This window comes from Variovorax sp. GW821-FHT10D07, from assembly GCF_059415325.1.
The window spans coordinates 39310-63756 of sequence record NZ_JBWKMZ010000023.1 but is presented as its reverse complement, the minus strand read 5'-3'; the positions used below and the strand labels follow the sequence as shown (position 1 = coordinate 63756).

At 70.5% G+C, this 24447-nt stretch carries 24 protein-coding genes; 6 read left to right on the top strand and 18 right to left on the bottom strand.

The genetic code is table 11. From position 1 onward, the window contains the following. Positions 1-4: 4 nt before the first annotated feature. The 5 genes from AC07PU_RS39290 to AC07PU_RS39270 form a co-directional block, all read right to left on the bottom strand. Positions 5-1210, bottom strand: coding sequence for an acetyl-CoA acetyltransferase (locus AC07PU_RS39290; RefSeq protein ID WP_093346284.1), 1206 nt, complete (start codon positions 1208-1210; stop codon positions 5-7). Continuing rightward, positions 1191-2663 carry a 3-oxoacyl-[acyl-carrier-protein] synthase III C-terminal domain-containing protein gene (locus tag AC07PU_RS39285; RefSeq protein ID WP_495323285.1) on the bottom strand — a complete coding sequence of 491 codons (1473 nt, stop codon included), beginning with the start codon at positions 2661-2663 and terminating at the stop codon, positions 1191-1193. Before AC07PU_RS39285 ends, AC07PU_RS39290 begins: the two co-directional genes overlap by 20 nt. Next, on the bottom strand, positions 2660-3535 hold the full coding sequence (locus AC07PU_RS39280) for a MaoC/PaaZ C-terminal domain-containing protein (protein ID WP_495323284.1): 876 nt from the start codon (positions 3533-3535) through the stop codon (positions 2660-2662). Before AC07PU_RS39280 ends, AC07PU_RS39285 begins: the two co-directional genes overlap by 4 nt. An 8-nt stretch (positions 3536-3543) precedes the next feature. Next, a complete protein-coding gene (locus AC07PU_RS39275; protein ID WP_495323283.1) occupies positions 3544-4461 on the bottom strand; it encodes an SDR family NAD(P)-dependent oxidoreductase in 918 nt (305 codons plus the stop codon). A gap of 100 nt (positions 4462-4561) precedes the next feature. Further along, positions 4562-5146, bottom strand: a complete 585-nt coding sequence (locus AC07PU_RS39270) for a DUF2889 domain-containing protein (protein WP_495323282.1) — start codon at positions 5144-5146, stop codon at positions 4562-4564. 141 nt (positions 5147-5287) lie between these two features. Between AC07PU_RS39270 and AC07PU_RS39265 the strand changes: the two genes are divergently transcribed. The 3 genes from AC07PU_RS39265 (at position 5288) to AC07PU_RS39255 (ending at position 8190) form a co-directional block, all read left to right on the top strand. Further along, positions 5288-6262: a LysR family transcriptional regulator gene (locus AC07PU_RS39265; RefSeq protein ID WP_177239409.1), complete on the top strand. Its 975-nt coding sequence runs from the start codon at positions 5288-5290 to the stop codon at positions 6260-6262. A gap of 118 nt (positions 6263-6380) precedes the next feature. Then, positions 6381-7364: a tripartite tricarboxylate transporter substrate binding protein gene (locus AC07PU_RS39260; RefSeq protein WP_495323281.1), complete on the top strand. Its 984-nt coding sequence runs from the start codon at positions 6381-6383 to the stop codon at positions 7362-7364. After that, entirely contained in the window at positions 7351-8190 is an 840-nt protein-coding gene (locus tag AC07PU_RS39255) for an enoyl-CoA hydratase/isomerase family protein (RefSeq protein WP_495323279.1), read from the top strand. The genes AC07PU_RS39260 and AC07PU_RS39255 overlap by 14 nt, the downstream gene beginning before the upstream one ends. Here the strand turns inward: AC07PU_RS39255 and AC07PU_RS39250 are convergent. Genes AC07PU_RS39250 through AC07PU_RS39240 form a run of 3 tightly spaced genes read right to left on the bottom strand, consistent with a single transcriptional unit; the run spans position 8175 to position 11595 of the window. Further along, positions 8175-9365, bottom strand: a complete 1191-nt coding sequence (locus AC07PU_RS39250; RefSeq protein WP_495323278.1) for a CaiB/BaiF CoA transferase family protein — start codon at positions 9363-9365, stop codon at positions 8175-8177. The genes AC07PU_RS39255 and AC07PU_RS39250 overlap by 16 nt on opposite strands. 37 nt (positions 9366-9402) lie before the next feature. Beyond that, the gene (locus tag AC07PU_RS39245) at positions 9403-10422 is read right to left on the bottom strand and encodes an acyl-CoA dehydrogenase family protein (RefSeq protein ID WP_495323277.1); all 1020 of its coding nucleotides are present in this window, start codon (positions 10420-10422) and stop codon (positions 9403-9405) included. 12 nt (positions 10423-10434) lie between these two features. Further along, the gene (locus AC07PU_RS39240; protein ID WP_495323276.1) at positions 10435-11595 is read right to left on the bottom strand and encodes an acyl-CoA dehydrogenase family protein; all 1161 of its coding nucleotides are present in this window, start codon (positions 11593-11595) and stop codon (positions 10435-10437) included. A 104-nt stretch (positions 11596-11699) separates the two neighbouring features. Here AC07PU_RS39240 and AC07PU_RS39235 point away from each other — a divergent pair, with 104 nt between their 5' ends. Further along, the gene (locus tag AC07PU_RS39235) at positions 11700-12608 is read left to right on the top strand and encodes a LysR family transcriptional regulator (protein WP_093346256.1); all 909 of its coding nucleotides are present in this window, start codon (positions 11700-11702) and stop codon (positions 12606-12608) included. Here AC07PU_RS39235 and AC07PU_RS39230 read toward each other — a convergent pair. The 8 genes from AC07PU_RS39230 to AC07PU_RS39195 form a co-directional block, all read right to left on the bottom strand. Further along, positions 12596-13567 (bottom strand): Bug family tripartite tricarboxylate transporter substrate binding protein, encoded by a 972-nt coding sequence (locus AC07PU_RS39230; RefSeq protein WP_203206606.1) that lies wholly within the window; start codon positions 13565-13567, stop codon positions 12596-12598. The two genes, AC07PU_RS39235 and AC07PU_RS39230, sit on opposite strands and share 13 nt — an antisense overlap. Before the next feature lie 54 nt (positions 13568-13621). Then, positions 13622-14611 carry a Bug family tripartite tricarboxylate transporter substrate binding protein gene (locus AC07PU_RS39225; protein ID WP_208512739.1) on the bottom strand — a complete coding sequence of 330 codons (990 nt, stop codon included), beginning with the start codon at positions 14609-14611 and terminating at the stop codon, positions 13622-13624. A 2-nt stretch (positions 14612-14613) separates the two neighbouring features. Continuing rightward, a complete protein-coding gene (locus AC07PU_RS39220; RefSeq protein WP_296786901.1) occupies positions 14614-15441 on the bottom strand; it encodes a crotonase/enoyl-CoA hydratase family protein in 828 nt (275 codons plus the stop codon). Between the two features lies 1 nt (position 15442). Beyond that, on the bottom strand, positions 15443-15904 hold the full coding sequence (locus tag AC07PU_RS39215) for a MaoC family dehydratase (protein WP_093346246.1): 462 nt from the start codon (positions 15902-15904) through the stop codon (positions 15443-15445). 30 nt (positions 15905-15934) lie between these two features. Beyond that, a complete protein-coding gene (locus tag AC07PU_RS39210; protein ID WP_495323274.1) occupies positions 15935-17101 on the bottom strand; it encodes an acyl-CoA dehydrogenase family protein in 1167 nt (388 codons plus the stop codon). Between the two features lie 3 nt (positions 17102-17104). Further along, positions 17105-18328 carry a CaiB/BaiF CoA transferase family protein gene (locus tag AC07PU_RS39205; RefSeq protein WP_203206601.1) on the bottom strand — a complete coding sequence of 408 codons (1224 nt, stop codon included), beginning with the start codon at positions 18326-18328 and terminating at the stop codon, positions 17105-17107. Positions 18329-18549: 221 nt separating this feature from the next. Beyond that, positions 18550-19626: a PDDEXK nuclease domain-containing protein gene (locus tag AC07PU_RS39200; RefSeq protein WP_495323273.1), complete on the bottom strand. Its 1077-nt coding sequence runs from the start codon at positions 19624-19626 to the stop codon at positions 18550-18552. Between the two features lie 209 nt (positions 19627-19835). Next, entirely contained in the window at positions 19836-20276 is a 441-nt protein-coding gene (locus tag AC07PU_RS39195) for a hypothetical protein (RefSeq protein ID WP_495323272.1), read from the bottom strand. A gap of 55 nt (positions 20277-20331) precedes the next feature. Between AC07PU_RS39195 and AC07PU_RS39190 the strand changes: the two genes are divergently transcribed. Next, on the top strand, positions 20332-20784 hold the full coding sequence (locus AC07PU_RS39190; RefSeq protein ID WP_495323271.1) for a PaaI family thioesterase: 453 nt from the start codon (positions 20332-20334) through the stop codon (positions 20782-20784). 169 nt (positions 20785-20953) lie between these two features. Then, positions 20954-21928: a tripartite tricarboxylate transporter substrate-binding protein gene (locus AC07PU_RS39185; protein ID WP_490877011.1), complete on the top strand. Its 975-nt coding sequence runs from the start codon at positions 20954-20956 to the stop codon at positions 21926-21928. On the opposite strand, the gene AC07PU_RS39180 is transcribed toward AC07PU_RS39185, so the two are convergent. Next, complete coding sequence (locus AC07PU_RS39180) at positions 21915-22862, bottom strand: LysR family transcriptional regulator (RefSeq protein WP_495323270.1); 948 nt, start codon at positions 22860-22862, stop codon at positions 21915-21917. The genes AC07PU_RS39185 and AC07PU_RS39180 overlap by 14 nt on opposite strands. A gap of 12 nt (positions 22863-22874) precedes the next feature. After that, on the bottom strand, positions 22875-24371 hold the full coding sequence (locus AC07PU_RS39175) for a M81 family metallopeptidase (protein WP_495323268.1): 1497 nt from the start codon (positions 24369-24371) through the stop codon (positions 22875-22877). Between the last annotated feature and the right edge of the window lie 76 nt (positions 24372-24447).

The window sequence follows — 24447 nt, the reverse complement described above, 5'->3', positions numbered from 1 at the left end:
CGCGTCAGGCGCCGTACTTGCCCAGCACCGACACGCTGCACACGTTCTGCCAGGGGAAGCCGCCCAGGTTGTGGATCACGCCGAGGGACGGGTCGTCGCTGCGCTGGCGGGCGCCGGCGCGGCCCTGCATCTGCAGGTACATCTCGTAGGCCATGCGCAGGCCCGTCGCGCCGATCGGATGGCCGAAGCACTTGAGGCCGCCGTCGATCTGGCAGGGCATGGTGCCGTCGGCGTCGTAGAAGCCGTCGAGCACGTCGTGCGAGGCGCGGCCCTCGGGCGAGATGTGCATGTCCTCCATGGTCACCAGCTCGGTGATGGAGAAGCAGTCGTGCACCTCGAGCAGGTCGATCTGCTCGCGCGGGCGGCGGATGCCGGCTTCCTCGTAGGCGCGCGCCGAGGCCACGCGCGTGGTCTGGAAGTAGCTGCCGTCCCAGTCGTCGAACGAGGCCTCGCTGCCGCTGGAGACCGCGAGCTGCAGTGCCTTCAGCGCCACCAGGTCCTTCTTGCCCAGGCCGCGCGCGATGTCGGGCGTGGTCAGGATGGCGCAGGCCGCGCCATCGGACACGCCGCAGCAGTCGTACAGGCCCAGCGGCTCGGCGATCATCGGCGAGTGGATGACGTCGTCCATGGTGATCGGGTTGCGCAGGTGGGCCTTGGGATTGCGGCCCGCGTTGGCATGGCTCTTCACCGACACGTGGGCGATCGCGCGCTTGAGGTCCTTCGCGTCGATGCGGTGCTTGGCGCGGTAGGCGCTGGCCAGCTGCGCGAACGAGCCCGGCGCGCTGATGTTGGGCCACACCATGTCGTTGAACGGGCCGCGCGGGCGCTGCGGCAGGCCGCCGTAGCCGGTGTCCTTGAGCTTCTCGATGCCGAAGGCCAGCGCGAAGTCGCAGGCGCCCGACGCCACCGCATAGGCCGCGCCGCGCAATGCCTCCGAGCCCGAGGCGCAGAAGTTCTCCACGCGCGACACCGGGATGTTCGGCAGCCGCAAGGTCACGCCCAGCGGCACGCCGCCGCTGCCCAGGTGCTGGGTCTCGATGCCCATGCCGAGCCAGGCGGCCTGCAGCTGCTCCTTGCCAATGCCCGCGTCGGCCAGGCATTCGGTGAAGGCCTCCACCGCGAGGTTCTCGGCGCTGCAGTCCCAGCGCTCGCCGAAGCGCGAGCAGCCCATGCCGAGGATGACGACCTTGTCACGAATTCCCGTTGCCATGCGTGTTCTCCTGCGGACCTGCGACGGCCGCCTTCCAGAAATAGCGGACGTAGCCGCGGGCGGTGTCGACGGCCTTGATGCGGAAGCTCATGCGCATCGGCAGGCCGACGGCGAGCTGCTGTTCGTCCACGTCGGTGAAATCCATCATCAGCCGCCCACCACCCTCGAACTGCACCATGCCGTAGCAGGCCGGCGGGCTCGGCGAATAGGCCAGCCGGTCGGCGGTGTAGGTCATGACGCGCGCCGGCGTGTCGGCGAACGGCAGGTCCTGCTGCGTGCCGGTGGCGCCGCAGGCCGAGTTGACGCAGATGTCGGTGCGCGGCCACTGCGCGGTGCCGCAGGCGCCGCAGCGGCCGCCGACGAAGCCGTGCACCGTCTTGCGGTGGCGGTACTCCACGCTCAGCGGCGTGAGCTTGTCGTTGTCCGCGCGCATGCCGCGCTCCAGCGGCAGCAGGTCGTTGAAGACCAGGAACTTCATGTAGTTGTGCTCGGCGCTGCCGCGCGCCAGCCAGCCCTGCGCGCCAGTGCGCGGCGGCCGCGCGCGCAGCGCCTCGGTGGTGCGCAGCACCAGCACGTCCACGCCCTGCCCGAAGGCCACCAGCACCAGCACCTGGCCCGGTGCCGCCTCGCCCAGCGCATGCGCGAGCATCAGCAGCGGATGGGCCGCGCCGGCATTGCCGACGCTCGCGGCGAGCGTGTCGTGCAGGCGTTCGGGGGCGATGCCCGCGAGCTTGGCCAGGCGCTGTGGCACGCCCTTGTGCGGCAGCGCAATGCACAGCCGGTCGACCTGCGCCGCCGTCAGCCCGGCCTGCGCGAGCGCATCCGCGATGGCCGGCGGCACCTGCCGCAGATGGCCCTCCTCGCGGATCCAGCGCTCCTCCCAGTAGGTGTCGGTGGCGGCGCCGGCACCGCGGTAGTGGTCGGCCATGTCGACCGTACGGCTCACCATGGCCAGCGGCTGCGCGATGACCTCGCCGTCGCCGACCAGCACCGCCGCGGCCGCATCGCCGTACAGCAGTTCCTGCGCGCTGGCCACCTTGGCCTTGCGCCGGTCGCTCGCGACCACCAGGGTGCGGCGGCCCGCGCCGCCGCGCAGGGCCTGCATCAGCGCCGAGGTGGCGCCGCGCTGCGAGCCCGTGACGTCGATCGCGCCGACCTCCTCGCCGAGGTTCAGCGCCTGCGCAACGATGCTCGCGTTCAGGCGGCTCGCATAGGGCAGCGAGGTCGAGGCCAGCTGCAGGTCGTCGACCTTCGCCGCATCGAGCGCGCCGAGGCAGTCGCGCGCCGCCTCCACCGCCATCGTGACCGCGTCCTCGTCGAAGTTGCACATGGCGCGTTCGCCCGCGCGGTGCGCCGCCAGCGATCCGTCGAACCAGGCGTTGGCGCGCACCACGGCCTCGCGCTGCAGGCGCAGCCGCGGAACGTAGGCACCGAAGGCCACGATGCCGTTCATCGCGCGCCTCCCTCGGCAGCGTCGATCACGGCCAGGCCGTTGTTCAGCACCATGACCTGGCGCTCGAGCGCGGTGGCGCGAAAGCGCACCTCGCCCTGCGAGCCCCAGATCTCGACGCGAATCGTCTCGCCCGGATACACCGGCGAGGTGAAGCGCGTGTCGATGCGCCGCAGCCGCTGCGGCACGTAGCCGCACAGCGTGCGCAGCAGCGCATGGCAGGCGATGCCGTAGGTGCACAGGCCATGCAGGATCGGCCGCTCGAAACCGCCGACGCGCGCCACCTCGGGGTCGGCATGCAGCGGATTCAGGTCGCCCGAGAGCCGGTACAGCAGCGCCTGCGAGGGCGAGGTCGGCAGGTCGCACACATGGTCGGGCGGCGTGTCGGGCACCTTGGCCGCGGCGGGCGACGGGCCGCTCGCGCCGCCGAAGCCGCCGTTGCCGCGCGCCATCACGGCCTGCTCCACCGTGGCCAGCAGTTCGCCGTCGCTGTCCTCGAGCGTGCGCTCGACGAAGAACAGCGCGCCCACCTCGGGCCCCTTGTCGAGGATCGCCTTGACGCGCGTGCGCCCGATCACGGTGGCGGCCGGCGCGAGCGGCCGGTGCAGCTGCACCGACTGGCTGGCATGCAGCACCTTGCGCCAGTCGATGCCGGTGTCGGGCTCCTTCATCCAGAAGCCCGGATAGCCGAGCACGGCGGCCTGGGTCGGCACGGCCTGCTGCCGTTCCTCGTAGACGAAGGGCAGCTCGCGCGCATCGAGCGGGTCGCGGCCGAAGCCCAGGCCCAGCGCGTAGAGGATCGAGTCCTTGGCGGTGTAGCTCTGCGCCACCGGCGCGAAGCGGCGCTGCAGCAGCTTGTCGGGATCGAAGGCCATCGCGCGACTCACACCGGCGTCCATGCGAAGGCCTCGCGCGCGCTTTCCATCGGCACCAGGCTGGATTGCATCGCGGGCATGGCGTGCTCGGCGATGCTCTCGACGGTCCAGCCCTCCGAGCGGTGCACGGTGCGCAGCGGCCGCGGCTGGCTGAACAGCATGATCTCGTTCTTGCGCACGCCGAAGATCTGGCCGCTCACCGCCGCGGCGAGGTCCGACAGCAGGTACACGACCATCGGCGCGATCTTGTCGGCCGTCATCTGCTTGAAGCGCTCGAGCCGGCGCTTCTGCTCCTCGGTCTCCGCGGGCAGGGTGCCGATCAGGCGGCTCCAGGCCCAGGGCGAGACGCAGTTGGAGCGCACGTGGCAGCGCGCCATCTCGAGCGCGATCGAGCGCGAGATGCCGACGATGCCGAGCTTGGCGGCCGAGTAGTTGGCCTGGCCGATGTTGCCGACCAGCCCCGCGGCCGAGGTCATGTGCACGTAGGCGCCCGACTGCTGCTCGCGGAACAGCATCGCGGCCGCGCGGCTCACGTGGTAGGTGCCCTGCAGGTGCACGTCGATCACCTGCTGCCAGTCGAGCGTGCTCATCTTGTGGAACATGCGGTCGCGCAGGATGCCCGCGTTGTTGACCACCCCGTCGAGCCGGCCGAAGTTGTCGATCGCGGCCTGCACCATGCGCGCCGCGGCGTCGGCATTCGACACGCTGTCGCCGTTGGCCACCGCCTTGCCGCCCTCGGCGCGGATCAGGTTCACCACCTCCGAAGCGGGATCGATCGTGCCCTCGCCTTCGCCGTCGGGCGCGCCGCCGAGGTCGTTGACCACCACGCTCGCACCCTGCCGCGCCGCCAGCAGCGCGATCTCGCGTCCCACGCCCCGGCCCGCGCCGGTCACGAGCACGACCTTTCCTTCCAGAACTCCTGCCATTTCGTCTCCTGTGAATGTTCGATCCGGTTCAACAACGAACGGGATGCGTTCAATGTAGGCAGCGAGGCCGCGTGGCGTACCCACGCGATGCGGATGGCAGCTATGCAGGTTTGGCGAAGGCCGGCCAGCGCCCGCGCGCGACCTCGCCCTCGGCGCGCAGCGCGAAGCAGCTGTCGAGCAGCGGCGGCCGCGTGCGCGCCGCGCCTTCGGGGTCGCTCCGCAAGCGCGCGCGGCGCCGCTGCTCGAACACCGGGAACAGCGTCTGGAACGCGGTGGTGGCCACGGGACCGAGCAGCTCGGTCAGGTGCGTGCAGCCGGCCGCGCCGCCGAAGCGCTCCTTCACGCGCGAGGTGAAGCCCGGCCCGATCGAGAGGCCGACGAGGGCCTCGTAGGACGCCCCGATGTCCATGCACTCGGCATTGGGCGCATGCTCGGTCCAGGCGCGCGCCGCGACGATGCGCAGGCCCTCGTCCACCGTGAGGCACAGGCCCATGCGGTGCATGAAGCGGCCCGCGGGCAGGCGCACGCGGCCGTCGTCGTGGTGCATCGGATGGGTCTTGACGTCGCTCATGCGCGCCTCGATGTCCCACAGGCCGTCGTCGCGCTCGTAGCCCTGGCAGAGCACTTCGCGCGTGTGAAGCAGGCGCCGCGCGGGCGAGGAGAGGGAGGCGTCGGAAGTCGTCATCGCGCATGCGACGCGAACCGCCGCTCTAGGGTAAATACCCGGACTCTAGAACCCGCGAAGCGGCCTCGCAGCCCTGCACCGCGCATGCCTGCTATGTGAAAATTGCAGGCCGCAAGTCCTGCTGCCGGGAGGAGACAGAAAGTGAAGTTGCTGGTTCGCGCGGCCGACGATCTGAAGATCGAAAACGTCTCGGCCTTCGTCGCCACGGCCGAATCGGGCAGCTTCTCGCAAGCCGCCCTGCTGCGCGGATGCTCGCAGTCCATGCTGAGCCGGCGCGTGCTCGAACTCGAGGAGCTGGTGGGCGGCCGGCTCTTCAACCGCACCGGCCGCGGCGTGCTGCTGACCGAGCTCGGCTCCTCGTTGCTGCCCGTGGCGCACGGCCTGCTCGACGGCGCCACCGGCTTCCTCGAGCTCGCCTCCTCCACCAACGAACAGCCCTCGGGCACGGTCGAGATCGCGCTGCCGCGCTGGGCCGCCGAAGGGCCGGTGTCGACGCTGGTGAACCACATCACCGAGCAGTTCCCGAAGATCCGGCTGGTGATCCACGAGAGCTACAGCCGCGACGTGATGGACCGGCTGGCCGCCGGCAAGCTCGACGTGGGCGTGTTCAACAGCTGCCATGCCGAGCCGCCCGCGCAGGCCCAGCTGCTGTTCTCCTCCGACCTGGTGCTGCTGGGCCGCCGCGACTCGCCGCTGATGCGCCAGCCCACGCTGCCGCTGTCGGCGCTCAGCGGCATTCCGCTCGTCATACCGCCGACGCCGAACCCGGTCGAGGCCGTGGTGCGCGAGATGGCCAAGGGCATGGATCTCGACCTGCGCGCCGACCTCGAGATCAACTCGGGCGCGATGATCCGCGACGTGGTGCGCCACAGCGGGCGCTACGCCATCATCCAGGTGCACCGCGTGGTCGACTACCTGTCGAAGGACGAGCGCGACCTCGCCAGCGCGCGCATCGTGAGCCCCGCGCTGACGCTGCACACCTTCTGCGCCACCGGCGCCAAGCACCGCATCAACCGCGCGAGCCTCGCGGTCGAGCGCTGCGTGGTGTCGGTGCTGCGCGACCACCACGAGCGCGTGCTGCGGCTGCTGCAGGCGCGCGAGACGCAGCCGGCCTGAGTACGTCCGGCGCGGCCCGGTGCCCGGATCGCGCATAGCTGATTGCCCCATTCCGCATGGCTTGCGCGGGGTCCTGTCGCTATCGTGGAACGCGACAAGAACCACAGGAGACAAGACCATGCCCAACGCCAGGATCGCGTGGATCGCGGCCGCCTTCGCCTGCGCCTCGCTGCTGACGGCGACGCCGCCGGCCCGCGCGCAGGCCGCCGACTATCCGTCGCGCCCGATCCGCTTCATCGTGCCCATCGGGCCCGGCAGCAGCGGCGACACCATGACCCGCACCTTCGCCGAGCACTTCCGCGAGGTCGCGGGCCAGCCCGCGGTGGTGGAGAACAAGCCCGGCGCCGACCTCACGCTCGGCACGCAGGCCGCGCTGAGCGCGCCGGCCGACGGCTACACGGTGGTGCTGGTGAGCCCGAGCGCGACCGTGATCAATCCGCTGTTCGTGAAGAACCTGCCCTACCGCCCCGAGGACCTGCTGCCGGTGCTCAACATGACGCGCCACGTGGCCGTGCTCATCACCTCGCCCGACTCGCGCTACAAGAGCCTGGCCGACGTGGTCGCCGCCGCGCGGCGCGACAAGGGCGGCGTCAGCCTCGGCACCTACGGCAACACCTACCGCCTGGGCGCGCTCGACCTCGGCCAGCGCGCCGGCATCGCGTTCAACCACGTGCCCTACAAGGGCGCCTCGCAGGCGGTGACCGACGTGGTCGGCGGCGCGGTCGACCTGGCGCTGATGGACATCGCGGGCGCCGCGCCGCTGGTGAACGCGGGCAAGGTGCGCGCGCTGGCCGTGGCGGGCGCCACGCGCCATCCGCTGCTGCCCAAGGTGGCCACGGTGCAGGAAGCGGGCTACCCGGGCTACACGCTCTACACCTTCATCGGCTTCGCGATCCATGCCAAGACGCCGGCGCCGGTGGCGCGCAAGCTCGAGGAGATGATGCGCAAGGTGATGGCCGACCCGGCCGTGCGCGCGCAGCTCGCGCAGCAGAGCGGCGGCGAGGTGGTGGGCACCGGCCGCAAGGAATTCACGCAGTTGATCGCCGACGAGGCGGTGCGCTACCGCGAACTCGCGAAGCTGGTCGGCGATGAGATCCGCTGACACCCCCGAGGGCGCCGCGCCCCTGGAGCGCACGCTGCGCGAATCGTGCCTGCGCGTGCGCGAAGGCATCGCCGAGCTCTCGCACCAGCGGCCCGCGGTGCGCAACGTGATGTCGCTCGAACTGCGCGCCGACTACATCGAGGTGCTCGAGCTGGTCGAGCGCACGCCCGAAGTGCGCGTGCTGATCCTCACCGGCTCGGGCGGCAGCTTCTGCGCCGGCGGCGACGTGAAGGCCATGCTGTCGCGCGCCAGCGAACCCGGCGTGGCGGCCGCCACGCGCCAGCGCCTGCTGGCGGTGCACCGCGGCTGGCTCGACCGGCTGCGCTCGCTCGACGTGCCGGTGATCGCAGCGGTCGACGGCGCCGCCTACGGCGCGGGCCTGTCGCTGTCGCTGATGGCCGACTTCGTGCTCGCCTCCACGCGCGCCGATTTCTGCTGCGCCTTCGCACGCATCGGCGCGGTGCCCGACTTCGGCGCCTTCTACATGCTGCCGCGGCTGCTCGGCCTGGCGCGCGCGAAGGAACTCGCGATGACGGCGCGCCGCTTCGGCGCCGAGGAGGCCCGGGCCATGGGCATGGTGCACGCGGTGCATGCGCCGCAAGACCTGCTGCCGGCGGCGCATGCGCTGGCCGCGCGGCTGGCACGAGGTCCGCGCGAAGCGCTCGGCATGATCAAGAGCTCGCTCAACCGCAGCTTCGATGTCGACTACCAGACCATGGGCGAGATCGAGGCGCACCAGCAGGCGGTGGCGCTGACCACGGCCTTCCATGCGGAGGCCGCGGCGCGCTTCGCGAACCGCCAGCCACCGCTCTACGACTGGGGCTGAGCGGGCGAGACGCCCATCGCGCCCATCACGCCCATCACGCCCGCGCGGCGCCAGGCCTCGATGCGCGCCGGCGCGAGCCAGCCTTCGAGGCCGTCGTCGCTCGGCGCCTGCGGCGCGGTCGGCCGGCCCGAGGGCGTGCGGCTGAAGCGCGGGGCCGGTGCCGGTTGCGTCACGCCCTCGATCTCGACGAAGCTGCCGCGCGCCTGCAGGTGCGGATGCGCGGGCGCCTCGCCGAAGGACAGCACCGGTGCGAAGCAGACATCGCTGCCCTCGAGCAGCTCGCACCAGGCCTGGCGCGTGCGCGTGCGGAAAGCCGCGGCGAAGACGGCGCGCGCGCGCGGCCAGTCGCGCGGATCGAGCTGCGTGCCGATCGCCTCGGGCGCGATGCCCAGCCGCTGCAGCAGCTCGGCATGGAAGCGCGCCTCGATCGGGCCGATCGAGATCCACAGGCCGTCGGCGCATTCGTAGACCTCGTAAAAGGGCGCGCCCGAATCGAGCACGTTGCTGCCGCGTTCGTCGCGCCACTGGCCGGCCGCGCGCATGCCGAAGAAGGCCGTGGCCATGTGGACCACGCCGTCGACCACCGCGGCATCGACCACCTGGCCGCGACCAGAACTCCGCGCCTCGATGATGCCGGCCAGCACGCCCATCGCCAGATAGAGCGCGCCGCCGCCGAAGTCGCCCACCACCGCCAGCGGGATCGACGGCGGCTGGTCCTTGCGGCCGATGGCATGCAGCACGCCGGTCAGCGCGATGTAGTTGAGGTCGTGGCCCGCGGCCTGCGCCAGCGGCCCGTCCTGGCCCCAGCCCGTGATGCGGCCGTAGACCAGGCGCGGGTTGCGCGCCAGGCAGGCCTCGGGCCCGAGGCCCAGCCGTTCGGTGACGCCGGGGCGGAAGCCCTCGATCAGCGCATCGGCCCCTTCGATCAGTTCGAGCACCAGCGCCACCGCCTCGGGGTCCTTGAGGTCGAGCGCGATCGAGCGGCGGTTGCGCATCAGCAGGTTGTATTGCAGCGGTCGCTTGACGCCGAGGTCGGCCGGCGTCTGCCGATCGATGCGCAGCACCTCGGCGCCCATGTCGGCCAGCAGCATCGCGCCCATCGGGCCCGGGCCGATGCCCGCGAGTTCGATCACCTTCACGCCGGCGAGCGGACCCTGGCGGGTCGGGGGAGACATCGGTTCGGTCATTCGCGCTTTCGGATCGTTGGATGATTCAGTCGTGCACCGCCGCCGCCAGCCGCAGCCGGACGGCATCGAGCAGCCCCTCGGGCCGTGCCAGCACGGCTTCGCCGAGCAGGCGCGCGCACTGCGCCTCGGTGCCCGGTGCGTGGCGCCATTCGTGCAGGCGCCGCGTGTAGAGGCCCAGCACATGCTCCTCGGTGATGCCGATGGCGCCGAACACGGCATGCGCGATGGCCGCGACACCGCGCGCGGCCTCGCAGGCGCGCAGCTTGGCGACGGCGGCCAGCAACGCATCGGGCTGCCAGCCCTCGGCGCTGCAGCCCAGGCGCGCGGCCAGCGTGGCCGAATGCGCCTGCTCGGCCAGCACCGCGAGCTCCTGCTGGATGGCCTGGAACTGCGCGATCGGGCGGCCGAACTGCCGGCGGTCCTGCGCATAGGCCGTGGTGAGTTCCAGCACGCGCGCCATCGCACCCGCCATGCCCGCGGCATGCAGCGCATTGCACAGCGCCGTGGCATCGGCGTCGCCCCTCTCGAAGCGCGCCACGGCGAGCGCGGGCGTGTCCCAGTGCAGGGTGGCCGAAACCCGCGGGCGCCAGGCACCGGGCTGCATCACGGCGCGTTCGCGCGGCAGCAGCAGCCAGTGGCCTTGCCAGCCGACCAGCACCCATTGCGCCAGCGCGCCACCGGGCACCTCGCGGCAGACGATGGCATCGCCTTCGTGCGCCGCCGCCGGTGCGATGGCGATCGGCCCGTCGCCGCCCGCTTCGCGCTGGCCGGCCGCGGCCAGCAGGGCGCGCGCCACGGCGGTCTCGGCGAACGGCAGCGCGAGCCCCGCGCGGCCCGCGGCGAAGGCCGGTGCGAACAGCTCGCGCAGCGACAGGCCCGCGCCGCCCTGCGCCTCGGGCAGCAATGCGTCGGTGAAGCCGAGGCCGTCGATGGCCTGCCACAGCGCCTCGGCGGAAGCCCCCGCCTCGATGGCACGCAGCGTGTCGTCGGTGCACAGGTCGGCCAGCGGACGCTCGAAGTCGTCGAGCAGCATGTCGTCGTTCATCCCGTTCTCCTCCTACCGGACGCCCAGGCCGCGCGCGATGATGCCGCGCATGATCTGGCGCGTGCCGCCGCGCAGCGAGAAGCTCGGGGCCAGTTGCATCACATAGGCCAGCGTCTGCCGCAGCCCATCGGAGGGCACGGGATGCCCGGGCGCATCGAAGGCCTCCTCGATCCAGCCCGGCAGGGCCTGTTCGAACTCGGTGCCCAGGTCCTTCACGAGCGCGGCCTCGAAGGCCGGGTCGAGGCCCTGCCCCAGCTGCCGCGCCACGCTCAGCGACATCGCGCGCAGCACCGCCATGCGCCCCGCGATGCGCCCGGCCACGGCCAGCGCGCCGTCCGGCACCCGCGGCGCGCGGCGCAGCTCCGCCAGCCAGGCCTCGGCCAGCACCAGGCTCGAATGGATGCGCTCGGGTCCGCTGCGTTCGAAGGCCAGCTCGGCCGTCACCTGCTGCCAGCCCGCGCCTTCCTCGCCGACCAGCGCATCGGCCGGCAGCTCGACGTCCTCGAACAGCACCTCGCAGAAATGGCCATCGCCACTCAGGTCGCGGATCGGCCGCACCGTGATGCCCGGCAGCGAGAGGTCGACGAGCAGCTGCGACAGGCCCCGGTGCCGGTCCTCGGGCGCGCCCGAGGTTCGCACCAGCGCGCACAGGTAGTGGGCGCGGTGCGCATTGGTCGTCCAGATCTTGCGCCCGTTCAGGCGCCAGCCACCACCGGCCGTGGGCACCGCGCGCGAACGCACGCCCGCGAGGTCGGAGCCGGTGTCGGGCTCGCTCATGCCGATGCTGATGAAGAGCTCGCCGCGCACGATGCGCGGAATGAAGAAGGCGCGCTGCGCGGGCGTGCCGTAGCGCAGGATCAGCGGCGCGGTCTGGCGGTCGGCGATCCAGTGGGCCGAGACCGGCGCGCCGGCCGCGAGCAGTTCCTCGAGCAGCACGAAGCGCGCGAAGCTGCTGCGCCCGCCGCCGCCATAGGCCGTCGGCAGCGTGAGGCCGATCCAGCCGCGCGCGCCGAGGGCACGGCTGAAGTCGGCATCGAAGCCCATCCACGAGCGCGCGCGCACCGCGTCGGGCACGCCCTGCAGCGCCGAGCGCAGGAAGTCGCGCACCGGTGCGCGCAGCGCCTCGTCCTGCGCGGGGATCGCGGCGAGCGCGAAGGATTGCAACGGGTTCATCGGGACGCCCTCCTCGAGATGGCATGGGGTTTTGCCCCGCTGCGCGGAGCGCACGCGGTCGACATAATCGGCGGGCTGCCGCCATCACCGAGACATTCACATCCATGGAGCTTCGCCAGCTGCGGCAGGTCCTCGTCCTGTCCGAAACGCTCAACTTCCATCGCGCGGCCGAACGGCTGCACATGGCGCAACCGCCACTGTCGACGTCGATCAAGAAGCTCGAGGAAGAGCTCGGCGTGCTGCTGTTCGAGCGCCTGTCGACCGGGCTGCAGCTCACGCCCGCGGGCGAGGCCGTGCTGCAGAACGCCAAGCGCGCGCTGTTTTATGCCGACGAGATCCGCCGCGCCGCGCGCGAAGGCATGGCCGGCGAGCAGGGGCTGCTGCGCATCGGCTTCGTCGGCTCGGCCACCTACTCGCTGATGCCGCAGATCGTGCGCGGCTTCCACCGCCAGTACCCGCGCGTCGACCTGGTGATCGAGGAGTCGACCACCACCGAGCTGCTGCGCCGCATCGAGGACCATTCGCTCGACATCGCGCTGGTGCGCCACCCGGTGCTGTCGCCCACCACCGCGCTGCTCACGGTGCTGCAGCTCGATCACCTGGTGCTCGCGGTGAGCGCCGATTCGGCGCTCGCGCAGCGCGGCAAGGTCGCCATCGCCGACCTCGCGGCCGAGCCCTTCATCGCCTACTCGCGCACCCTCGTGCCCGCCATGCACGTGCTGACGATGCAGGTGTTCCAGGATGCCGGCGTGCGGCCGCGCATCGCGCAGGAGGCGGTGCAGGTCCAGACCATCCTCGGCCTGGTGGAGAGCGGGCTCGGCGTGGCGCTGGTGCCGGCCGTGGTGCAGCGCTACGCCAGCAACGGCGTGCGCCTGCTGCCGCTGACCGACATGCCCTCGAAGTACACCGTGGGCATCGCGATGGCGACGCTGGCCGACGCGCTCACGCCGGCCGCGCGCAATTTCATTGCGGTCGCACATGCTGCCGTCCAGCCGCTGGCTCAATCTTCGTAGCCGATGTTGGCGCTGCGCACGACGCGCCGGGCGCGCTCGATCTCGGCACGCTGGAACTCGGCGAAGGGCTGCGGCGCGCCGTAGAACACGGTGCCGCCCTGCGCCGCGATGAAGGCCTTGGCGTCGTCGCCCTCCATCAGTTCCTTGATCGCCTGCGACATGCGCGCGAGCACCGGCGGCGGCACGTTGGCCGGGAAGAACACCCCGGTCCAGGCATAGGACTCGTAGCCGGCGGTGCCGCTCTCGCTCACGGTCGGCACCTCGGGCAGTTCCTTGATGCGTTCGCCTGCCGCGACCGCGAGCGCGCGCACCCGGCCGCCGCGCACCAGCGGCATCACGGCGCTGACCTCGGCCATCGTGTAGTCGATGTTGCCGCCGGCCAGGTCGGTCATGGCGGCCGAGGTGCCCTTGTAGGGCACGGCCGTGGCCTTGATCTGGTTGCGCTCGTGCAGCAGTTCGAGCGCGACCCGGTAGGTGGCGGTGCCGCTGCCGAAGTTGAGCTTGCCCGGCGCCTGGCGCGCCGCGGCCACCAGGTCCTGCAGGGTCTTGAAGGGCGAGTTGGCCGGCACCACCAGCACCATCGGGAAGCGTGCGATGCGCGCGAGCGGCTGGAAGTCCTTCACCGCGTCGTAGGGCAATTGCCGGAACACGGCCACGTTGGTCACCATCGGCGAGTTGCTGGCCACGAACAGGGTGTAGCCGTCGGGCGGCGAGGCCGCCACCGCGCGCGCGGCGATGAAGCTGTCGGCACCGGGGCGGTTGTCGACCAGGAAGGGCTGGCCGAACTTCTCGCTCAGGTGCCGCGCGAGAAAGCGCGCGGTGGTGTCGGCGCCGCTGCCCGGCGGCAGCGAAACGATCAGCTTCACGGGCTTGTCGGGATAGTCGGCCGCGGCCAGGGTGGCGGCGCAGCCGAGCAGTAGCGCCAGCAGCCAGCGCGGGAGGAAGCGGGGGATGGTCATGTCTCGAAGTCCTTGTCGTTGTTGTCGCGGGTATCAGGGGCATGGTGCCCGTGTTCACTCGGGCTCGATGCGCGCGGCCTGCACGGCCCCGGCCCAGCGCTGCAGTTCCGCGCGCAGGTAGCTGCCGAACTGGGCCGGCGTGGAGGCCTGCAGCAGCACGCCCTGCGGTTCGAACTGGCCACGCAGCGCCGGATCGGCCACCGCGCGGTTGACCGCCTCGTTGAGCGCCTGCACGACGGCCGGCGGCGTGCCCGTCGGCACCAGCAGGCCGTGCCAGGTCGGCGCATCGAAGCCCGGGATCAGCGATTCGCCGAGCGCGGGCACGCCCGGCAGCACCGCCACGCGCGACTTGCCGGCCACCGCCAGCGCGCGCACCCGGCCGTCGCGGATGAAGGGCAGCGAGGAGTTCACGGCATCGAGCAGGAACTGCGTCTGCCCGCTCATCAGATCGGCCATGGCCGGCGCCGTGCCCTTGTAGGGCACGTGCACCGCGTCGAGCTGCAGCGCCTGCAGGAACAGCGCCACGCCCAGGTGCGTGACATTGCCCTGCCCGCCCGAGCCATAGCTGAGCCGCCCCGGGTTGGCGCGCATGTAGCGCACGAACTCCTCGACGTTGCCGACCGGCAGCTTCGGGCTGGCCATCAGCACGGTCGGGATCAGGGCCGGCAGCGCCACGGGAACGAGGTCGCGCAAGGTGTCGTAGGGCAGGCGCCGGTGCAACGCCGGACTGATCGCCAGGCCCGAGGAGTGATAGAGCACGGTGTAGCCGTCGGGTGCCGAGCGCGCGACGAACTCGGTCGCGATGTTGCCGCTGGCGCCGGTGCGGTTGTCGACCACCACCGGCTGCCCGAGCAATTGCGCCAGCCGAAAGCCGATGGCGCGCGCGACCACGTCGGTGGGCCCGCCGGCCGCATAGGGCAGCACGAGCCGGATCGGCTTCTGCGGCCAGGCGTTGGGCTCGCCGGCCGCGCGCGCGGCCTGCATCAGCGGCGAGATGGCGAGCGCGCCGGCGGCGTGCAGCAGGTGGCGTCGTTGCATGGGCATGGTCATTTCCCCGGTTCGATGGATGCGGATGCGCGTGCGGCGGAACGGGCCTCGGCCGCCGCGACGAAGGCGTCGAGCGCGGACTCGTGCGCCGCCGTGTGATGGGCCAGGGCCTGGAAGCCGGCCGACATCTCGAGCACGGTGTCGAGCCGCGACTGCTGTGCCTCGCGCAGCAGCCGCTTGGTCATGCGCAAGGCATGCGGCGGGTTGGCGGCGATGCGGCGCGCGAGCCCGAGCGCCGTGGGCAGCAGCGCCTCGGGCTCGACCACCTCGGACACCAACCCCCATTGCAGCGCCTGCGCGGCATCGATGGCCTCGCCGGTGAAGGCCATCTCGCAGGCGCGCGACATGCCGATGGCGCGCGGCAGCAGCCAGGCGCCGCCGTCGCCCGGGATCAGGCCGAGCTTGACGAAGCTCTCGGCGAACACGGCATGGCGCGAGGCGATGCGGATGTCGCACATGCAGGCCAGGTCGTTGCCCGCGCCATGGGCCGGGCCGTTGACGGCGGCGATGGTCGGCACCTCGAGATTGCACAGCGCCAGCGGCAGGCGCTGGATGCCGTCGCGGTAGGCGTAGCGGCTGTGCGCCGGCTCGCCGAGGCCGCTGCCCACGCTGTCGCGCAGGGTCTTCAGATTGCCGCCCGACGAGAAGGCCGGGCCCGCGCCGGTCAGCACCAGCACGCGCACCGACAGGTCGCGGTTCACGGCCTCGCACAGCGCGAGCAGGGCCTCGATGGCATCGGGGTCGGACAGCGCGTTGCGGGTCTGCGGCCGGTTCATGGTCACGATGGCGATCGCGCCCTCGCGTTCGACCTGGAGGAAGTCCTGCATCTCAGTCCTTCCCGCCGTCGCGCATGCGCATCATGCGCAGCGGCGTGTAGCTCAGCACGGCCTTGCCGTGCTGGTTGTGCACGACGTTGCGCGTGCGCACCAGGCCGCGGCCGGACTTGGAGGTGGCCCGCTGCTCGATCACCTCGCATTCGACATGAATGGTGTCGCCCACGAAGGTCGGCGCCGCGATGTCGAGTTCGGCATGGAGGAACGCGAGCCCCGTGCCCTGCATCGACGGCGTGATCAGGCCCTCGGCGAAGGCGTAGACCAGCGCGCCCGGCACCACCCGGCCCGGGATCGCCATGTGCGTGCGGTCGCTGGTGTCGGTGAACAGTTCCTCGTGGAGCCAGCTCAGGTTGATGAAGCTCACGAGGTCGGCCTCGGTCACGGTGCGCGCGCGCGAGCGAAAGCGCGTGCCGAGGGGCAGGTCGTCGAAATGAAAGCCGGTGTTCAGCTGGATCAAGGAGGCACTCCGTTCGGATCGGTACGAGGATCAGTACGATTTGGGCAGGCCGAGCACCTTCTCGGCGATGAAGCACAGGATCAGCTGCGGGCTGATCGGCGCGATGCGCGGGATCAGCGATTCGCGCAGGTAGCGTTCGACGTGGTATTCCTTCGCGTAGCCATAGCCGCCGTGCGTCATCACCGCGGTCTCGCAGGCCTTGTAGCCGGCCTCGGCCGCCAGGTACTTGGCGGCGTTGGCCTCGGCGCCGCAGGGCTCGCCGCGGTCGAAACGCCCGGCGGCATGGAACACCATGAGGTTGGCCGCCTCCAGCGCCATCCAGCACTCGGCCAGCGGATGCTGGACCGCCTGGTTCTGGCCGATGGGCCGGTCGAACACGATGCGCTCGCGCGCGTACTGCGTGGCGCGCGCCAGCGCCGCGCGGCCCAGCCCCACCGCTTCGGCGCCGACCAGGATGCGCTCGGCATTCATGCCGTGCAGGATGTAGTGGAAGCCGCGGCCCTCCTCGCCGATGCGGTCCTCCACCGGCACCCGCAGTCCGTCGATGAAGACCTGGTTGGTGTCCACCGCCTTGCGGCCCATCTTGTCGATCTCGCGGGTCTCCACGCAGGCGCGGTCGATGGTGGTGTAGAACAGGCTCAGGCCCTCGCTGCGGCTCCTGACCTGCTCGAGCGGCGTGGTGCGCGCCAGCAGCAGCATCTTCTCGACGCTGCTCGCGGTGGAGATGAAGGTCTTGGTGCCGTGCACGCGGTAGTGGTCGCCCTCGCGCTGCGCGCGCGTCTTCAGCTGCGTGGTGTTGAGGCCGGTGTCAGGCTCGGTCACCGCGAAGCAGGCGCGCTCCTCGCCCGCGATCAGCGGCGGCAGCATGCGCTGCTTCTGCGCCTCGGTGCCGAAGGCGACCACCGGGTTCAGCCCGAAGATGTTCATGTGCACGGCCGAGGCGCCGCTCATGCCCGCGCCCGACTCCGCGATCGCCTGCATCATCACCGCGGCCTCCGCGATGCCCAGGCCCGAGCCGCCGTAGGCCTGCGGAATGCAGATGCCCAGCCAGCCTTCCTGTGCGAGCGCGCGGTGCAGCTCGACAGGGAAGCCGCCCACGCGGTCCTTCTCGAGCCAGTAGTCGGCATCGAAGCGCGCGCAGGTCCTGAGGATCGCCTCGCGGATCTCGCGATGCCCGGGGGAGAGTTCCAGCGCCATGGCTCAGCCCGCTTCGGTGCAGGTTTCGGCCGGCAGCAGGGTCGCGCCCTGCGCCGCCATCGCCGCGATCTGCGCCGCGCTGTAGCCGGCCTCGGCCAGCACCTCGGCGCTGTGCTCGCCGAGCCGCGGCGCGTGGCGCGACACCGAAGGCGGCGAGCCCGACCAGCGCGTCGGGATGGCCATCGAGCGCATGCGCCCCTCGCTCGGATGTTCCACCGTCTCGAAGAAACCCACGGCCGCCAGGTGCGGGTCGTCCAGCAGCGATTCCAGCGTGTGCATCGGCATCACCGGGATGTCGGCGGCCTCGAGCAGCGCCGTCCATTCGGCCGAGGTGCGCGTGCGCATCGCCTCGCCCACGAGCTGGTAGAGCTCGCCGATGTGCTCGGTGCGCGCACCGATCGAGCTGAAGCGCGGGTCGTCCTCCATCGCCTGCGCGCGGCCGATCAGGCCGAAGAAGGTCTTCCACTGCTTGTCGTTGTAGATCAGCACGCACAGGTGGCCGTCGCGCGTGGCGTAGGGCCGGCGCTGCTCGTTGAGCAGGCGCGCATAGCCGGCCGGGCCCAGCGGCGGCTCGAAGGTCTGGCCGCCCATGTGGTCGCCGAGCACGAACTGCGCCATGGTCTCGAACATCGGCACGTCGATGGCCTGTCCGCGGCCCGTGCGCTCGCGGTGGAACAGCCCGGCCGACACCGCGTTGGCGGCGCTCATGCCGACGATGCGGTCGACCATCGCGCTCGGCACGTAGCGCGGCACCGGCGCGCCCGCGCGCACGCCCAGCGTGGGGATCGCCACCGCGCCCTGGATCAGGTCGTCGTAGGCCGGCTTGGCCGCATAGGGCCCGTCCTGCCCGTAGCCGTACACGCCCACGTACAGGATCCGCGGGTTGACCGCCGCGACCTCGGCATGGCCGAGCCCGAGCCGTGCCATGGCCTGCGGCCGCACGTTGTAGATCAGCACGTCGGCCTCGGCCGCGAGCCGCAGCAGCGCCTCGCGGCCGGCGGGCTGCTTGAGGTCGAGCACCACGCTGCGCTTGCTGCGGTTGGCATGCAGGAAGATGCCGCCCATGCCCGCATGGCGCGCGGGGCCGATGCCGCGCACCGTGTCGCCGCCGGGCGGCTCGATCTTGATCACGTCCGCGCCGAGGTCGCCGAGGATCTGGGTCGCGTACGGTCCCATCAGCACCGACGTCATATCGACGATGCGCACGCCCTCGAGCGGCCCGCTCATCGGCCGGCCTCCGGGGCGGTTCGTTCATCGGTGCGCAAGAAAGCGCGGGTGCGCGCAGGCGCCGGGCTGGTCTCCATGGAATCCCCTTTTCGTCGTTGGGACGATGCTAGGGAGATGGAGGGCGGGCGTGAAATACCGTGTCTGTGTCGGGCGATACGTTCGGTGTATCGGGTTGCGCCGGTGAAGCTGAGGTCGGACGGGGGCTAGCGCATTCCTCGCTCTCAGGCCGAAGCCCCATCCGCCTTGCGTTGTTCGATCTGCAACTGCGCCCGCCGGGCCGCCTGGTGCAGCCGCTCCATCAGCACCGCGCGCGGAGGCAGGGTGGTCAGGTACTCGGCAACATGGATACCGGACTTGTTCAGCTCCAGCAGTTCGATCTGTTCGGACTTCTTGCCGGTACAGAGAATGATCCCCAGTGGCGAAGCCTCCTCGGGCTCCCTCTCGTATCTGTCTAGCCAGCGCAGATACAGCTCCATCTGCCCCTTGTATGCCGCCTTGAACTCGCCGACTTTCAGCTCCACCGCCACCAGGCGCCGCAGCTTGCGGTTGTAGAACAGCAGATCGAGATGGAAATCGTCGCCGTCGATCTGGATGCGCTTTTGCCGGGCGACGAAGGTGAAGCCCGCACCCAGTTCCAGCAGGAAGGACTCCATTTCCCGAATGATGGCCGCCTCGAGATCGCTCTCCTGCCAGGTGTCGCGCAACCCCAGGAAGTCGAGGATGTAGGGATCGCGCATGACCAGCGCCGGCGACATGCGCTCCGCGCCCTGCAGCGCCGCCAACTCCTGCGCGATCAACGCTTCCGGCTGCCTGGACAGCGCCGTCCGCTCGTACAGCATTGAGTCGATGCGCTCGCGCAGCGTCCGCACGCTCCAGCACTCGGCGCTGGCCATCTGCGCGTAGTAGTCGCGCTGGAACGGGTCTTTCAGCGGGATCAAGGCGATGAAGTGCGTCCAGCTCAATTGTCGTATCAGCGATACGACAATCTGCTCGTCCGGGAAGGTGACGGCAAACTGCACCATGCGGCGCAGGTTCTTGACCGAGAAACTGCCGCCGTAGTCCCGCACCAGTTGCGCCGCCAGATTGGGCAGCACCTCCTCGCCGTAGTCGGCTCGCCGCCCCTCCAGGACCTGCGTATGGATACGCTGGCCGATGCGCCAATAGAGCGTCGTCAGCTCGCTGTTCACCGCCGAGACGGTGCGTTGCCGCGCCATCTCGATCAGAGTCCGGATGTCGCCCAGCAGCGCGGATGGTCCTGACGCGTCCGGGGTGGGCCCGATGCGCTTGATTCTTCCCATGATGGTTCCTCCCAGAAAGCCCAATTCCCGGGCGCACCGCAAGAATCGGCGGGCGAAGTTCGATGTTCAAGCCACGATGAGAGAGAAAAATCCGAAAAGCGTGAGGGATTGACAGCACCTCGCGGAACAGACGAGGCGAGTCCACGTGCACAGCCGCTCCATGCCCGGCATGGCGCCGATGCCCGACAACCGACACACACGCAGGCCGCTCAGCCGAGCACCCAGACCACGAACACCGCATCCGCCGCCGCGAACGCCAGGTCGACGAAGAAGATGAACCGCATCGGCCCGCGCAGCACCACCCAGCTGCCGGGCTGGCCGCGGCGATGCTGGCCCACCATGTGGGCATTGACCGCGAACTGCCCCGCATGCACCAGCGCGAGCACCGCGGCCATCGACGCGCGTTGCGCCGGCGTCTCGAACAGGCCGTGTCCCGCCAGCAGCACGAGGCAGAACACCATCCAGGCCAGGTTCATCGCGCCGAGAAAACGCACGGCGCCGGCGATGGCGGGCAGCAGCGGCGATGCACGGTCCGTCTTCGCCACGAGCAGTCGCGCGGCGCGCAGCGAGTCGAGGCAGAAGAAGCGCGCGCCCAGCGCGAACCAGACGGCATTGAGCAGCAGAAGACCTGTCCAGACCGTGGATTGCACCGCAACGTCCTTGAGCTTGTTCGCGAAGCCACGACTTTAGGTCAATAATGTTGACATGACAAATCCAACCGCATCGACCCCTTCCTCGCCCGCCAAGGGCCTCGACGTCCTGCAAGCCATGATGGACGGGCGCATCGAGCGCTCGGGCATCGCCCACACCATGCCGATGCAGCTCTCGGCGATCGAGGCCGGCAAGGTCAGCATGCGCGTCACGCCCGACGAGCGGCATCTCAATCCCGCGGGCATGGTGCACGGCGGCTTCGCGGCCACCTGCCTCGACGGCGCCGCGGCACTCGCGCTGTATTCGGCGCTCGACGCGGACACGGCCTACTCCACCGTCGACCTCAGCGTGAAGTACCTGCGGCCGCTGGCGCCGCACACCGAATACCTGGCAAGCGCCACGCTGGTCGAGCGCACGCGCTCGCTGGGCATCTGCAATGCCGAGCTGCGCGGCGCGGACGGCAAGCTGCATGCGATGGCTTCCGCCACGCTGATGGTGAAGGGCTGAACGCGACGGCCAGGCGGCACGACGCGCCCCGCGATCCATCGGAATTCACGATGCAATCGCATCGAAGACTCGCGCGTTCGCCGCGCGAGGTCCGCTGTAAGCTGGACCTGGCCGATGGGAGAGATCCCATCGCTTCGAACCGCCATCGCGTGTCAAGGAACCCAGTGCCATGCCGTCCGTCTCCCACCGCCGCCGTTTCCTGGTCGGTCTGACTTCACTGCTCGCCGGCGCTGCCGGCAACGGCTTCGCCGCCGACGCCTCCGCGCCCCTCAAGCTGATCGTGCCCACGCCGCCCGGCTCCGCGGCCGATGCGCTGGCACGCGCGCTGTCGGTGTCACTGGGGCGCCAGAGCGGCCGTGGCGTCGTCGTCGAGAACATCGCCGGCGCGGGCTCGCTGGTCGGCACGCAGCAGCTCGCGCGCGCGCCGAAGGACGGGCTGGTGCTCGGGGTCGTCAGCTCCAACCACACGATCATTCCCGGTATCTTCAAGAACGCTCCTTTCGACGCGATCGCCGACTTCGAGCCGATCACGATGATCGGCAGCCTGCCCATGATGCTGGTCGCGTCGAGGAACGTCGAAGCATCGACGGCGGCGGAGCTGGTGAAGCTCGCGAAATCCCGCTCCACGACCCTGGCGGAGGGACTGGTGACCGGCAGCGTGTACCAGATCGCCAGCGAGGTCTTCAAGGAACAGGCGGGCATCGCCACCAACCGCATCTTCTACAAGGGCTCGGCACAGATCACGAACGACCTGCTCGCCGGCATCCTGGACATCGCGTTCGTCTCCGCGCAGGGCGCGGCGCCGCACATCGCCGCGGGCAAGCTCAAGGCCATCGCGGTGAACACGCCCACGCGCACGGAGATCGCGCCGCAGGTGCCGACGCTCGCGGAAAGCGGGTTCCCGAAGTTCGATGTCGATGCCTGGCTCGCGATCGTCAGCCCCGCAGGCATTCCGGCGGACAGCGCGGCGGCGCGGCGCCGGGAGATCGAAGCCGCGCTGGCACAGCCCGAGATGAAGAAGGCGCTGCAGATGCAGGGGATTCAGCTGCGGCGCATGACGCCTGCGCAGATGGTCGATTTCATGAAGGCCGAGGTGGTCCGCAACGAGCAGGTGATCCAGCGCGTGGGCGTCAAGGTCGACTGAGGACGTGCACGCGCGGACTCGCGTTCGCTGCCACCGCGACAGCGTCCGGCGAGGCGGAGCGCAGCCTTCGAGACGCGCGTTCGAACACGCGCAGCACGATCGGGTCGGCCTCGTCGCGGCGGCGCACGGCGTGGAGCTCCAGCGCGTGAGGCGCGGCCTCGATGTCCAGGCGCCGCAGCACGCCGCGTGCCAGGTCCTCGCCCACCAGATGCTCGGGCAGCATGCCGATGCCGGCCCCCGCCCGCACGATGTCGATCATCGCCTGCACGTGGTTGCAGGCATTGATGCCCGAGGGGGGCAGGCCGGCCTCGCGCAGCATGCCGGCCGTCAACAGATGGTGGTGCGAGGGACGCGGCAAGGCCCAGATCGGGCCATCGTGCAGCGACACCCGGTCCTGCCTTGCGGCGAAGTAGGTGGCGCTCGCCATCCAGGCCAGCCCGGTCCGGCCGATCGGCTGGGCGACCAGTTCCTGCGCATCGAGGGGGCCGCTGACGATGCCCATGTCGAGCACGCCATCGGCGATCTTCTGTCGCAGTGCCGCGCCGGCATCGACGATCAGGTCCCAGTTCAGATGCGGCATGTCCGAGCCGACGTCGTGCACGAAGCCGAACACGCGCGGCGCCGCGGCGATCTCGTCGAGACCGAGTCGCACGGTGCCGGTCGCGTAGGCCTCGTCGGTCACCGACAGCAGCACGCCATTCACCTGTTGCAGCAAGGGTTCGCAGCGCCGCACCAGGTCCCGGCCTCGCAGCGTGAGCAGCATGCGACGGCCTTCCTTCTGGAAGACGCGTGTCTTCAGCCGCGCTTCCAGCTCGCGCACGCGGCTCGAGATGCCCGACTGGGTGGTGTTCAGGCGTTCCGCCGCGGCCGCGAACGAGCCGAGCCGATCGATCCAGAACAGCGTCTCGAGGTGGTGCAGGCCGAGGCGAAACATGGCCGCGCTCCCTCAGGGCCGCGTGCGGGTGGCCGGGGACAGCTTCTTCCACGTCAGCGCCCCGGGATCGGAGGGGAACATTCCCTTCGCGTGCGCGATCACGACATCGGTTTCGGGATGCTCGGTCAGCGGCTCGAAGTCCGCGCGGAAGTGGTGCGAACTCTTGACGACGACGATCTTCATCGCCTCCGGCGCGATGTCGACCATGCGAAAGAGCTCGCGATCCTGTGTGCCGATGCGCCCGCTGGAGACCACGATGAGCACGCCCTCGATCTCCAGGCAGGCGGTGGGACCGAGCACGGCCTGGAACCCGGTCATCTTCGGGCCCTTGAAGGTGACGGCGCCATCGGAAAGCGAACGGACCTCGAACCTGCCCTGCAGCGGCGGCTCGCTCTGGCCGATGGGTGTGGCCAGCGACTCCCCGAGAGCGCAGTCGATCGTCTGGCCGATGCCGGCACGATGCGCCAGCATTGCCGCCGCGGGGTCGTAGAGCACGCCCAGCGCCACCCGGCCCGGAAAGCGGCGCCCCGCGCCGGCCGCGAGCAGTGCGTGGAGCATGCCGGTGGTGGACGCGGTGCCGCCGACGCCGGGGTTGTCCTGCAGGTCCGCGACCACCACGGTGCGCGGGCTCTGGTCGGCGCGCTGCAAGGCAGCATCCACGGCCTCCTTGGCGTCGAGTGCCGTCAACCGCCACTGGCCGGGCTCGCCGACATGCGCATGGAGCAAGCCCACGGCCTCGCGCGCACGCTCGCCATGGGACCAGACGGTCGGCCCGCATTCCTCGAAGTCCGAGGCCGGGAAAGCCATGCAGAAGCTGGAGACCGTGCCCAGCCGCCGGTCGATGTCCTCGAGCAGTTCGTAGCAGCCTCGGGCGGGTTCGGCCGAAGTGCTTTGCATGCTCACCGAGATGAGGAAGGGAAGGCGTTCGCAATGCCAAGGCTCGCGCCCGCCATGGCGCGTCAATCGATCGAGCAGATCCGCCGCGCGCTCGCCCGTCTTCACGTAGTCGATGTGCGGATAGCTGCGGAACGCCACCAGCGCATCGGCATGCGCGAGCATCGCGCGGGTGACGTTGGCATGCAGGTCCAGGCTCGCCACGAGCGGCACGTTCCTGCCGACGGCCTTTCGGATGCGCGCGAGCAGTTCGCCCTCGGCATCGTCGAACGACTCGCTCATGGCGGCGCCATGCAGCTCGAGGTAGATGGCGTCGTATGCGAGCGTCTTCACGTCACGCAGGATGGTGTTGCAGATGCGCTCGAAGGCATCGTCGGTGATGTATGACGAGGGAACGGCGCCAGCCCACAGGCTCGGAACCAGCGTCCAGCCATGGCGCTTCGCGACGCTGGCGAAACCGCTGGCGGAGACGTCCACCTTCGAGATCATCTCCAGCATCGCGTCGCCGTGCGTGGGTTTCGGAAAGCTCTCGCCACGCTCGAAGGCGGCCCAATCGGCACGGTTCGAGGCAAAGGTGTTCGTCTCGTGCTTGAACCCGGCCACCAGTACGCGCATATCGACTCCACATCAGTTTTGTTGAGGCGATTCTTTGCGTCGAACCAGCAACCAGCAATGGATTTATAGTGCTACT